General features: G+C 50.9%; 8 protein-coding genes. 5 read left to right on the top strand and 3 right to left on the bottom strand.

Annotated elements, in window-relative coordinates; all coding sequences use genetic code 11:
• The 3 genes from AAF564_21375 to AAF564_21365 all read left to right on the top strand — a co-directional run.
• A partial coding sequence (locus tag AAF564_21375) for a hypothetical protein (protein ID MEM8488115.1) occupies positions 1-1029 on the top strand: 1029 nt, incomplete at its 5' end.
• An 85-nt stretch (positions 1030-1114) separates the two neighbouring features.
• Positions 1115-1543, top strand: a complete 429-nt coding sequence (locus AAF564_21370) for a hypothetical protein (GenBank protein MEM8488114.1) — start codon at positions 1115-1117, stop codon at positions 1541-1543.
• Positions 1544-1546: 3 nt separating this feature from the next.
• On the top strand, positions 1547-3808 hold the full coding sequence (locus AAF564_21365; protein ID MEM8488113.1) for a response regulator: 2262 nt from the start codon (positions 1547-1549) through the stop codon (positions 3806-3808).
• Positions 3809-3879: 71 nt separating this feature from the next.
• On the opposite strand, the gene AAF564_21360 is transcribed toward AAF564_21365, so the two are convergent.
• Complete coding sequence (locus AAF564_21360; protein ID MEM8488112.1) at positions 3880-6894, bottom strand: PVC-type heme-binding CxxCH protein; 3015 nt, start codon at positions 6892-6894, stop codon at positions 3880-3882.
• A gap of 185 nt (positions 6895-7079) precedes the next feature.
• The gene (locus AAF564_21355) at positions 7080-10136 is read right to left on the bottom strand and encodes a CheR family methyltransferase (GenBank protein ID MEM8488111.1); all 3057 of its coding nucleotides are present in this window, start codon (positions 10134-10136) and stop codon (positions 7080-7082) included.
• Between the two features lie 606 nt (positions 10137-10742).
• Between AAF564_21355 and AAF564_21350 the strand changes: the two genes are divergently transcribed.
• Positions 10743-11003 (top strand): hypothetical protein, encoded by a 261-nt coding sequence (locus AAF564_21350; protein MEM8488110.1) that lies wholly within the window; start codon positions 10743-10745, stop codon positions 11001-11003.
• A gap of 88 nt (positions 11004-11091) precedes the next feature.
• Here the strand turns inward: AAF564_21350 and ettA are convergent, their stop codons facing one another.
• Positions 11092-12765, bottom strand: a complete 1674-nt coding sequence (ettA, locus tag AAF564_21345) for an energy-dependent translational throttle protein EttA (protein MEM8488109.1) — start codon at positions 12763-12765, stop codon at positions 11092-11094.
• 205 nt (positions 12766-12970) lie between these two features.
• On the opposite strand from ettA, the gene AAF564_21340 reads away from it, so the two are divergent.
• The gene (locus tag AAF564_21340; GenBank protein MEM8488108.1) at positions 12971-13333 is read left to right on the top strand and encodes a BlaI/MecI/CopY family transcriptional regulator; all 363 of its coding nucleotides are present in this window, start codon (positions 12971-12973) and stop codon (positions 13331-13333) included.
• Positions 13334-13418: the final 85 nt, after the last annotated feature.

The raw sequence follows: 13418 nt of genomic DNA, 5'->3' as shown, positions 1-13418 counted from the left end.
TCGAACCCGCGCCCGCGTGTTGCTGAGTCGCTGAGCTTCTCGGTGCAGCAAATGAATCTGTTTATGTTTAAGCAGATTGACGAAAAGTTTAGCGGGTTTATAAATCTAGAGATCATCAACTCATTGTCAACGGAAGACCAATGGGGTGGATTTGCGCTTGATGAAGCGTGGGTCAAATACGATCGCGGGCAACACTTAAAGGTTAAAGCCGGCTTGCTTGTACCCACGTTCAACAACCTGAACACCATCCGAGACAGAACGCCGCTACTCCCTTATATCATGCGGCCCTTTGCTTATGAAACCCTGGTAAGCGATTTCTTGAGCACGGACGAATTGGCTCCCCGGCAGGCTGCTATAGAGGTCTATGGGACGCTAGGAATGGCAAATCAAATCAAGTTTGATTACGCTGCCTACGTCGGGAATAATACTGCTTATATGATTCAGGAGGCTATCGCAACGTTGCCTTCCGGGAGCGACTCCACACTCGCTAAATTATTTGGCGGACGTATTGGGATTCGCAAAGGGCCTTTGAAATTGGGCATTTCTGTGTCGCATGATTACGCTGATTTGTCGCGTATCCCCATTTTTACCACTGATTTTTCTGGCGTGGGAACGCTGCCTCGCTCAAGGCTTGGCTTTGATTTGTCCTTGACTTTCCCGGGTTTTTATGTGGAATCTGAGTTTATACGGGTTTATTACAGCCTGTCAGCTGAAAAGCGGGCCCGTTTGGAAGAAATTGTAGAAACAAATTTCCTCTTCAATGAGGATCTGAACAAACTCTTTGGTTACGTCACCGTGGGGGCTGATATCGGCGAGTCTTTTTTTGCCTATGGTATGTTCTCTTTTGTGGAAGATCGGAGCAATATTGTCACAGAAGACGGGTTTGGAATGTACTCGATAGGCGGAGGGTACAGGGCCAATGATTTTCTGGTTTTTAAGGTGCAACTGGTGTACACATCGACCTTTACCCAGGACCTGTTTTATGGCAAAGAAACGGATGTGTTAGTTGGACTCAGTGTATTTCTATAAAGAGGGTCCAATGGGTTACCGCACTGCTTTTTTCTGCATAGTTGGATGTTGCTTGTTTGCGATGAACTGGGCGTTGTGCCCTGCAATGGCACAATCACATCCCGGTATGGCAAAAGAAGTAGCAGGGATCGCCATAATTGCTCATCCATCGGTGCCGGCGACAACATTGAGCCAGCAGCAAGTGCTCGATTTTTACGTACTTGAGACCAATCGATGGGAAGACGGATCGCTGGTTGTCCTATTCGATCAAAAGCAAAAAACTGCGTCGAAAGAAAAGTTTTACCGCTTTCTGAAGAAGGAGCCAAGGGAATTGAAAAAGGTGTGGATGCGGGTTGTGCTTTCAGGAGAAGGGCGAACACCACGAACGCTGGGTTCTGAAGAGGAAGTGGTGCAAGAAGTAGCGGCTACGCCCGGTGCTATTGGCTATGTATCAGCCGACCTTGTTACAGACGACGTCGTTGTATTGCGGTACGTACCTGCCGGAAAAGCTGCCGCGCAGGACCGAGGACGGTAATTTATGATGCAATTATCGCTACGCAATAGAATCCATCTGACTGTCTTTCTGATTGTTGCTACATCATCGCTGATTCTCTATTTCTATTTCAGCGGCCAGCAAAAAGAGCTGATTACTAAGAACTTCGAGCAATCTTCCAATACTTTTGCAGTAACGCTCGCCTTGAGTGTACAGTCGGCACTCGAAGTAGGAGATTTTGCTGCGATGCAGCGTGCGGTCAGGTATGCCAAGGCAGATCCTGAAGTGCAGTTTGTCGTGATACTGGATGAAGACGGCACTGCCATAGCAGCATATCCGGACAGCTTAATAGACGCGCAACAGCGCGAAAAACGTGTAGGTAATGCTGCCATTACAGAAGCTTCGTTTGATACTGCAGACCTGACGGGGCGGGTGCGGGTGGGACGCACAACTTCGTATTTTGAAGACGAACTACGTAACGCACAAGGATTTGCGGTGCTTATTAGCCTGTCCTCCCTTTTGTTAGGTGTTGCCGGCGCTTTTTGGCTAGCGCGCAGTATTGCTGTGCCTGTGCTCAAAATTCAGGAGGCAGCAATGTGGCTAGGGCAAGGTGACCTTGCAAGCAGGGTTCACGTTGAGACTGGGGGCGAAATTGGTAAGCTGGCGCTTGCCTTTAACCAGATGGCCGACGACATACAGCGGTATCTGGATGCTGCGCAGGAAGCCACTCGGGCCAAAGGAGAGTTTCTTGCGAGCATGAGTCACGAAATTCGGACGCCCATGAATGGTGTTATTGGTATGACAAGCCTGTTAACCCAAACGGCGCTGGATGAAGAGCAGCGAGAATATGTGGAGACAATTCGGAACAGCGGTGATTCGCTGCTTACGATTATCAACGATATCCTGGATTTTTCTAAAATTGAAGCCGGACAGCTCGAACTGGAAGAGCACAGCTTTGAAATTCGCACATGCATAGAAGATGCCATCGATGTATTGGCACTCAAAGCATCGAATAAAGGCCTTGAATTAGCAAGCCTAATCATGCCAGATGTGCCCCATCGGGTGGTCGGGGATTCAACAAGGCTACGGCAGATTATTGTCAATCTTGTCGGGAATGGTATCAAGTTCACTGAACAAGGGGAGGTGACCGTTACAGTAGAACTGCAGGAAAGCGTTTCAGTAGATCACATCAAGCTGCATCTAGTCGTTCAGGATACAGGCATAGGTATTCCGGAAGAGAAGAAAAACAGGTTGTTCCGTTCGTTCAGCCAGGTAGATTCTTCGACAACCAGAAAGTACGGCGGCACCGGCCTTGGGCTTGCCATTAGCAAGCGCCTGACTACGTTGATGCAGGGAGAAATTTGGGTAGAGAGCGAGCCCGGGCAGGGGGCCGCGTTTCATGTAACCCTGATGGTTAAGCCAGACGGTACGCAGTTAGGTGAATCCGCACCGCAATTGCTGGAAGGAAAACGCGTGCTTGTGGTTGATGACAATGCAACAAACCGGCGCATTCTTAGCTTACAACTGGCGGCCTGGGGTATGGATGTGAGCCTTGCTGCATCGGGGCCCGAGGCCTTAAAGTGCCGGCAGAAAGCAGCGGTGGCAGGGTACCCACCATTCGATCTGTATTTGCTGGATTATCAGATGCCTGTGATGGATGGAGTCAGCCTCGCGCGTTTGTTAAACAGGGATGTCGCTTCCCAGACGCCTGTGCTTATGCTCAGCTCGTTGGGTACGCGCATTGAGTTGCTGACCAATGCCAGCTTTGTATCATTGCATAAACCAGCGAGAGAACAGCACCTGCAGCAAGCATTGATGCGGTTACTTTCCACCCAAACGGTACCAGCTGCACCACCCGAAATAGCTTTACCTGAAATACAGGCATTCAGTATTCTGCTTGCTGAAGACCACATGATCAACCAAAAAGTTGTGGTTCGTTTTCTTGAGGAATTGGGCTTACAGGCAGATGTTGTTGCTAATGGCCGGGAAGCCGTGCATGCGGTATCTGCCCGCATGTATGATGTGATCCTGATGGATACGCGTATGCCTGAAATGGATGGCTTCTCAGCAGCACAATGGATGCGAAGTAATCTTCCTGCTGCTGAACAGCCATATATCATTGTTATGTCTGTAGAAGAGGGCCTGTCTACGCATCAGGAAGAAACCAATGATGTAGATCCTGAGGTAATGGGGGGGGCGGCTATCGATGCGCAAATTTCAAAGCCGGTTAAAATCTCCGAATTGAAACAGGCATTGCACCACTTTCAACTGCTGTCACAAGGGCTCAAGGTTGAAGCTGAAAAATGAAGCTTTTATCCACCAGGGTATCCTAAAGCGTAGATGTAGTACCAGTTTTGCCATCCTAAGGCATTTCCAGCCTAGTTGAACCGTAGAAACGCGATAAGGTCTGCCATTTCCTGCTTGTCCAGTTGCAGTTCAAATCCTGCCGGCATCGCAGACATATTCAAACTACTTAGCGATGCAATTGCATCTCTGGCTATCGTCAGGTCTTCCTGGCCCTGTCTCTTAAGCTGTATAGCATCTGGCGATTCTGTAGCAATTAAGCCGATTTCCGTTTTTCCGGTTTCCGTTGCAATCGACCATAAACCATATCCATCTGCAATGGTGCTCTGTGGTTTCAGGATTTTTGCCAGCAAGGCTTTGGCAGACCAGTGCCGGATGGTACCGAGGTCGGGCCCAAACGGCGTCCCGTAAGCACCGCCAACCTGATGGCAGGTACTGCAGACCCGGGAAAATGCTGTTTTACCTGCGTCGATATCGCCATCCAGGGCGAGCGAGGCATAATAGTCTGCAACAACTTCATCCCGTACGCCGGGTGGTTCGCTAAGCAGTTCACGCGCTTTGGTTTTCAAATCCCCCTTCGTATCTCGCATGAGTACAACGGTCCGGTCCCAGCCGAGTGCTGCCGGCTGAATGGTGCCCGAAGCGACGGCGGTAAGCAGTGAAGCCATGCGGTCCTGACCGCGCATCAGCACGTCAAGCGCGGCATTGCGTGCATCTGGCGTCAGGGAAGGCCATGCGCCAACAAGCACTTCCGCTAATTCTGCCGCATCTGCTTTGCCATAGCCAGCAATTGCAGCTTTTTGTACCGCGATGGGTGCTGCGGGATGGATGAGGGACTTGAAGAGCGTCGCGTTAGGGGCCGGCGCAAAATGGGCGAGCAGGGCAATGGCCTGTGCGCGTAGGGCAGTCGTTTCGTTTGACTGTTCTGCGGCGGCTCTGGCAGCTGTGAGTGCTGTTGCCGTGTTTGCGTTGGCGCGGGTCGGCAAGGTTCGGATTACGTCGAGGAGCGCGTCCCTTTGTCCTGCTGGTGCGCCAGAGAATGCTTGAAGCATCTGGTCTCGCAGTTCAAGCAGCGCCAGGTTCGATTTAGCTGCCGGCGGCATGCCTTCCGTAATTCCTTTCAGGATAGCCAGATTCCATTGCGCTTGTTGATCTGCAGCGTTGTTGAGCGTTTTCATTCCCAAGGCAGTGATGTCATCTGCTGCGCCATTTTTTGTGATCAAAGCGGCCAGGCGGCTGACAAACGCGGCACGGCCTTTTGATGCAGTTGACGTGAGCATGGGGTAGAGTTCATCGAACAAGGCAAGATCCACTGTAGCACGCGTTGAGAGTGCTGCAAGTTGTACCCACGGATCGTCGATGTCAGCTTCCAGCAACCGTTGCTGCATTTGCCGGCTGTCTTTGGTATCCAGGAAACCCAGCGTACACAGTAACTGAAAACGAACGCGCGTATTGGGCTCTTCTTCCAGGTCCAGTAAGGCATCCCACAAAGTCGGGTAAGTTGCGGCATGTTGCTCTGCCAGAACGATAGCATTTTCGCGCACGCCGGCCTCTTCGTCTTGCAGTCCAATTACTATATGAGCCGGCTGCAGCGCATCGAGGCCATCCAGTGTCCACAGGGCATGCACGCGGGCTTCCGGGGTTGAGGCGCCCATCAGCAATGTTTCGAGTAAAGGAGCTGCTGCTGCGTCTTGCTGATCTACGAGTAACCGTTGTGCATTACTGCGCCACCACAAGTTGTTGCTGTGCAGATGGTCAACAAGTGTTTCTGTTGAAGCGCCAGCGAGATTCACTTTGCCAATCCAGTTGGCCGGCGCTGTGCCTTCCGGGGTGATTCTGTAGATTCGTCCGCTCTCGGTGCCATGCTTGAGTTTGCCTGATTTTGCAGTCTCGTCGTCCATCCATTCTGGATGCTCAACAATCTGCCGGTAATAGTCGATTACATACAAGGCGCCGTCTGGTCCAACATAGTAGTTTACAGGCCTGAACCAGCTGTCTGTTGAAGCCAGGAACTCTTCTCGGGCTTCGATGCGGGTTGCTTCGAAGGTTGCCCCCTTTTCGTTCACCTTTAATGCGTGGACCAGGTTATGCACGGGTTCGCCGATGAACGTTACCTGCTGGTATTTCTCCGGAAAAAGCCCGCCAAGGTAATACGTAATCCCGGCGGCAGATGTGATCATCCCCCGGTCAGTGAGGAGTTGGTGTTCAGGGTCTCGTGTGATGGGGTAGATGGTGGTGTTACGGCCATACGCCGGCGTATACTGCATAGCCATCCGTGTTGACAACTCCGGATTTCTGGCGAGGTACCGGGCTGCAATTACTTCGTGAAATTGCGGGGTGGCATTGCTGGTGAGGAAGTGGTGTCCCCAGGCGTCAAACGTATGCCCAAATTGGGATCGACCGGAAAGCGACTCCAATTCATGGCTGTCAGGTTTGAACTTGAGATTGCGGTCGTTGGCGTTTTTACCAAGCTGGACTTTATCTGGCTGGGCAGGGAAGTGTACTTCCGTACCTCGCCCTCCAAATTGTGCTTTGTACGCTGAGGTCCAGATAATGCCGTTGTTGGCCACATAGATCCAGTTATCCAGACCATACATGGGTTTGTTGAAGTTGTGCTGCGGGTTAGATCTTGCAAACCCGGTGAGGAGCACTTCTCGGGTCTCTGCCACACCATCGCCATCCGCGTCTTCGATATACAAAACGTCGGGAGGCGACGTAACAAGGATCCCATTTTTCCAACGCATGAGTCCTGTGGGGAGGACGATGTTGTCCGCGAAAATATGACTTGCATCAAGTTTACCATCGCCATCGGTGTCTTCCAACATCCGTATGCGGCCTTTCCCGCTTACGTCGAGCGGGTAACCGGGCATTTCAGCAACGTAGATACGGCCCTGTTCATCAATCTCCATGGCTACCGGATCCGCCAGCAACGGCTCCTGCGCAATTAGCTCAATCTGAAATCCTTCAGCCAACTGGAAGCTGCTGAGTGGATCGTCAACAGCTTGTTGGTCACCAGCAAATGCCAGCGGCAGGCAAGCGATTAGCACGACAAAAAGCGATAAACGGTATTTGGGGAAATTGGGCGCCATGGGATTCCGAGTGAGGGCGTGACAGACAACAAGACCAACAGGCCTGGGCAAAAAATACAGAAATTTCAACTCGGAATTTCAGGCAGTTTTGATAGGGTAGTCCTTGCAAAAGATCTGGTGCATAAAAAAAGCCGGTATGGATACGAAATCCATACCGGCTGAAGGAATACGGTGTGTTATGATCGTCAGACAGCACTGCTATCTTCAAGCATCTGGTCTAACGTAGACAGCAGCTTGGATTTCTGGAAAGGCTTGGCAAGGTAGGCATTGAATCCTTTGCGAAGCAGCAAGGATTCATCACGTGGTGATGCCATTGCCGTTACTGCCATAAACGGCACGCGCTCATAGCGGCTGCTTTCCCGAAGGTGCTGCAATACGTCTACCCCAGACTTGCCTGTGCCCAGGTTGATGTCCATCAAGACGGCTTTAAACTTCTCTTTTTGTGCTTTTTCGATTGCTTCGCTGGCGTCAGCTGCCAATTCACATTCAAAGCGGTCGCTGAGTACAAGTGAAAGCAGCCGGCGTGTCGCATCACTGTCTTCTACAACCAGCAACCTGTCAGAAACATCCTCTTCGTGGACCACTTCTTCGATGGATGCTGATTCGTTGGGCTCAAATACTTCATAGGCATCAAGATCGCCGTCCAACAAGCCAGAAAGGCTATCGGACATGCGGTTGCCCGCTTTGCTGATATATTTTGCCAGCTCTTTGTTGTCAGCATCAACCATGCGATCTGCCAACAAGTCTGCAAAGCCAATAATCGACGTAAGTGCCGTACGGATTTCGTGTCGGTTGGAGGAGATGTGCATCATCTGTTGTGCCATGACCGACGACATATCCGCATCCAGCGCAATAGCGCCGTTGCCGGCTTGCGGGGCCTGCGTAGCAGCAGCCTCTTTGGCTGATTCGTGCTCTTTCTCTATCAGCAGTGTCCGCTTACGCAACGCTTCTATTCGACGAACGAGATCGCGGTTTAGCGCGAGTAGTTCTTTGTTGGTCGTTTTTAATTCGTCGTTTTGCTGCTGTAATTTACGTACAACCTTGGGCTGTTCTGCCGGTTCTTCAATCGGATCAGCACTGCCTTTGCGCGCTTCTTCGAGTTGCCGGGTGAGCTTGTTGAGGCGATCTTTGGCATGCCGCAGGTCTGTTTCCAGCTTGTTGACAACATTGTTCAGCGGCTGGCCTTTCAAATTCATGTTGAGCGGTTGTACATCAACTGTTTTCTCCGGTTCAATAAACATGACCTGAACAACGGGCTCTTCATCACCGGGTAACTCAATCGGCCGTACGTGCAGCAAAAATGCACGTAGTATGCCTTGCTGGTTTGGTTGAATCGCTTTCGATTTTAGCGCCTTTTGCAAACGAATTGCCTGCTGTACGGCGTCTTTGAGGTCTGCTCTTACTTCCTCTGGGAAAGCAGATAGCAAGTTTGCGGTTTTGCCGTTGTTGGGCCATGAAATAAAGGTGCCCACATTGCCACACTGATCAATAATTGAGAAATCAGATTTGACCACAATACTGACAGGGTTCTGTATTTGAAGCAGCAAGTCACGGTGTAACTGGCTTATTTGTGGTGCTTCTTCAGCAGGTTTAAATGCCTCTTTCGGGCGCGCCGCTTCTTTGGCGTCTCTGTTTCTGAACAGGCTGACGGTATGGGTTGGTGCAACTGTTTTCTTTTGTTTGAAAACAGGTTTGTACACAATACCGTCGCGGTCGACCGGTGTGAAAAATGGTACTTCAGAACCAATATGGTCTTCCTGCCCAATAACCAGGAAGCCATTGGGATGCATGGCTGCGTGGAGGTTTTTGAGGACCTTCTTCTGTACTTCTTTCTTGAGCTTGCTCAGGTGCCCGCGGAAGTAAATCAAGTGCAGGTTTGCATAAGGTGCTGTATTAGAGAGGTCGTGCTCAGCAAAGTGAATCTGCTGCATGAGTGGCCGGCTCAAAGAATAGCGGTCCTGGAAGACATCAAAATAGCCTTCTTTAAAGTCTTGAGGCATGCTGTGCATGCTGTTCTGGGCAAACTGCGCGCGCCGTGCATGCTGCAGAATGGCATCATCGGTATCCGTTCCGATAACGTGCATCTGGGGCTGCTTTGGCAGGTTACTCGCGTAATCAGAAAGCAGAATGGCCAGAGAGAGCGCATCTTCACCTGACGAGCAGGCAGGTACCCAGCTACGGATGATCTCTGCTTCTTTGTTTTCTAGCAATTCTGGGATGATATCCTGCGCAATCATTTGCATGGTATTGCGCTCAAAGAAGAAACCAGACAGGTTCAGAGACATCCGGCGAGCAAGTAACCAGACTTCATCTGGTTTATCGTGGATGTACTCGGCATAAGCCGTGATGCTGTTCTTGCCATGCACATTCAGGCGCTGCTGGATGTGTTGCAAGATAAAAATGAGGTCGAGATCGGAGCACTTCATCCCTGTTGTCTTAAGCAAGGCAAAGTAGATGTTCTCCAGGCTCTGAATATCTTCCTGCTGCAGCGAAAGGCCGGCAGCGGCGTTGTCGTTGGTTGCTGGTACAAAAGCATTCACCCGCTCGGCAATTTCTCGCGCCGGCATGGAGCCATCGATCAGCAGAGACATGTAAGCTTCCGAGTAATCTACAGAAGCATGCGGGGAATAGTTGAGTCTCAGAATCAGGCCGCGCTCCAGTCGTACCTGTTTGAGGCCTTCAAGATAAGGCGTCACCCACGGCGTAAAGAGCAGTACAATCGAGCGCGACTTTTCAATTTTTGCAGATGAAAACAGAAAACCTTCCAACGGGGATACGTTTCTGTCGGGCTGCGCCTCTATCACCAGTTGGTTGTCTTCCTGCACCACATACTTGGCTGGTGGCACGACATAGATGCCATTTTTCGTCATCCGCGTATCCGACGCTACAACTTCAGCTTGCAAGTGATCAGGCAAGGTGAGTTGTGCAAGCAAGTCTTCTGGCTTGATGCCGGGCGTCGGAAATACGACGAGGGCAAGCGGTTCATCAGTCGAAAAAGTAAGAATGCACTGGTTCAGGGCATCGATACTGTCTTCGCTGACACTTATGGTTAGGATGAAAGGACGTGATGAAGCGACCGCTTCGTCGGTGTCTTCTGGTGCCGGCTGATTCTCTGTATCTGTTGAAGTGCTAAACGGATTGATCAGGGCAGGTTCAGCTTTATCTTCACTGTCCTCTTCCGTTATGAGAATCTCTTCGGTTGCTTTGAGTGGCTTCCTTTTATGATTTCTTCTTAGCTTCATTATCGCCATTAAGCAAGGGCCGGAATACGCAAGGGTACCCGGACCAAATATGGATGAGTGCTTAAATTGAGGGGCTTAGCGTAGCGAGGGGCAACTACAATCAGTCTCTTCTTATTGCTTCTTCCAACCGAACACGCCGGTTTTCGGAAACCTAGAGGGAAATACTTCAGGTTCACGCAACTGCCTTAAACACAACCTGCGTAAAGGAGCCCGATTCTGGTGTTTCTGATTGCGTTGTCTCAAATGCAACACAATCAAATCAGGGTTTTCGGGCGTTCAGCAGTTCTCCAGGTCTATGTATCTGTCCTTGCAAAATATGTACCTTGATCAGGCTTTTGCACGGAATCAGTTGATACAAAACCTTGTATTGCTACAGGAGCACTGTGGATGGAAGGCATCCACGGGGACTTTCTTTGATCTGCTGAGGTTATATGCTGGCATCCAGCGGTTTGGGGCACATTTACCCTGTCTGGGCGAATACGCATTTTGGACCGCTTAGGGCTCACCAGTTACAGCTTTGAATATAAGCTATTTAAGAGATACCTATAGCAAAACCTTATAGGTAGGTTTGGCTACCCAGACCGTAGCCACTTGTCGGAATTGCCCATGATAAACTTCTATAGAAAGCCTCGTTGTACCTTTTGCGATGAGGTGGAAGAGAAGCTGCAACACCTGGTTGTAGCGCACAAGGTGCACGCGTTGCCGGCTACCGACACCGTAATATACCTCACTGAAGGAAAGCGCATGTACCAGCAAGAAGACGAGATCCAGGCTTTTCTGCGGCAAATTGGTCACGAGATGCTCGTGCAGCGTGAAATGCAAGGCGATTCCTGCAAAATCGACCCCGATACAGGGCTTAGCTGTTGAGTACGGATGTCTCGTCAACAGGCAGTGCGCAGGCCTTGGCATGGATCCTGAATCAAGTTCAGGATAAGACTTGTCTGCTGGACAAGTCTTACTCCCGGATCAACTTCTTGTATTTGATGCGTTCGGGCTGATCAGCATCGATACCGAGGCGTTTGCGTCGGTTTTCCTCATACTGCGAGTAGTTGCCGTCGAACCAGTACACTTCGCTGTTGCCTTCAAACGCGAGGATGTGTGTGGCTACGCGGTCGAGGAACCAGCGATCATGCGAAATCACCACGGCGCATCCGGCGAAGTTTTGCAACGCTTCTTCTAGTGCACGCAGGGTATTGACGTCGAGGTCGTTTGTAGGCTCGTCAAGCAGCAGTACGTTGGCGCCTTCTTTCAGCGTTTTAGCGAGGTGTACGCGGTTGCGCTCTCCACCCGAGAGCTGGCCCACACGTTTTTGCTGGTCTGAACCGGTGAAGTTGAACCGGCCAGTATATGCACGGGAGTTCAATTCGCGGTTGCCCACCTGCACAAACTCAGAGCCGCCCGTAATTTCTTCCCAAACGGTTTTACCGCTGTCGAGCGGGCGGTTCTGGTCTACATAGCCAAGCTTAACCGTTTCGCCGATAGTAAAGGTGCCGGCGTCTGCGGTTTCCTGTTCTGTGATCATTTTAAACAGGGTTGTTTTACCAGCCCCGTTTGGCCCAATTACGCCAATGATACCGCCAGGAGGGAGGGCGAAAGTAAGGTCGTCATAGAGCAAGTTGTCACCATACGCCTTGGACACCCCTTTAGCCTCAATGACTGTGTTGCCGAGGCGTGGACCCGGAGGAATGGGGATTTCAATGTCTTCGTTGCGTTTCTCTTGCTGTTCTTCCACCATCTGCTCATAGGCAGCAATACGCGCTTTGCTCTTGGCGTGCCGGCCTTTGGGCGAGGTGCGAATCCATTCCAGTTCGCGTTGGAGGGCTTTCTGCTTTTTGGCAGACTGCTTTTCTTCGAGCTTCAGGCGCGCCTGTTTTTGCTCCAGCCACGATGAATAGTTGCCTTCAAACGGAATTCCGGTGCCGCGGTCGAGTTCCAGGATCCAGCCGGCCACGTTGTCGAGGAAATAGCGATCATGGGTTACGGCGATGACGGTGCCAGGGTAGCGCGCAAGGTGCTGCTCCAGCCAGCCTACAGATTCTGCGTCCAGGTGGTTTGTAGGCTCATCAAGGAGGAGCACGTCGGGCTCCTTCATGAGCAACTGCGTGAGCGCAACGCGGCGGCGTTCACCACCTGACAATACCTTCGCTTTGGTATCAGCCGGCGGACAACGCATGGCATCCATCGCCATTTGCAGCTTGCTGTCGATGTCCCACGCGTTCATGTGGTCAATTTTCTCCTGCAGCTTTGCCTGATCCGCCATTAGCGCTTCATAGTCGGCATCGGGTTCTGCAAACTTGGCGTTGATCTCTTCATATTGCTTGAGCAACTGCACAGCTTCGCCGGCGCCTTCTTCGATCAACTCTTTAACCGTCTTCTCCGGATCCAGCTCAGGCTCCTGGGGGAGGTAGCCAAATGTGATGTTTTTACCGATGTCGATGGTACCCAGGTAGTCTTTGTCGATGCCGGCAATAATGCGCAGCAGGGTACTTTTACCGGCACCGTTCAGGCCAAGTACGCCAATTTTGGCGCCATAGAAAAAGGAAAGGTTGATGTCGCGCAGGACCTGCTTGTTCGGCTTGTGGATTTTACCCACACGAAGCATCGAGAAAATAATTTTGTTGTCGCTCACGGATCTGAAGCCAGGGTTAAGATTGAAATGAATCGGCCCCTCTAACGCGTAAATGGGTTAAAAGTTGAAGGTTGAATGTTTAAGGTTGGGCTGCTGATCTAAATGCGTTAAACCATAAACTTTCGACCTTTAACCTCTTTACTCTTGACATCTACGAATTAGTTCGTATATTGTGTACGAATTGATTCGTAGGTTTGAGGTGTTTATGCAAAAACCGACCAATGCAGAACTGGCAATTCTTCGTGTTTTGTGGGCAGCGGGGCCGAGCACGGTCCGGGCAGTGCACGAGGCTGTAGATACCGCAGGGTATACGACAACCCTGAAATTCATGCAGATCATGTATAAAAAGGGATTGGTGACGCGCAATAGCGACGCCAAGGCACACGTCTACACGGCGGCCATATCAGAGACAGACGCAGAGCAGGGGGTGATGCAGGATTTTGTCAACCGCAACTTTCAGGGTTCAGCGCAGAAGCTTGTCTTAAGTGCCCTCTCTATGAAATCGAGTACGCCGGAAGAATTGGCAGAAATAAAGGAGCTCATCGCGAAGCTCGAAAAGGACCAATGAGAGGAATGCCGATTGTCGAATGCCGATTGTCGAATGCCGATTGTCGAATGCCGATTGTCGAATGCCGATTGTCGAATGCCGATTG

The organism is Bacteroidota bacterium (genome assembly GCA_039111535.1).
In the GTDB taxonomy this organism is placed as follows: Bacteria; Bacteroidota; Rhodothermia; order Rhodothermales; family JAHQVL01; genus JBCCIM01.
This window is presented reverse-complemented; position numbering and strand designations above follow the sequence as displayed.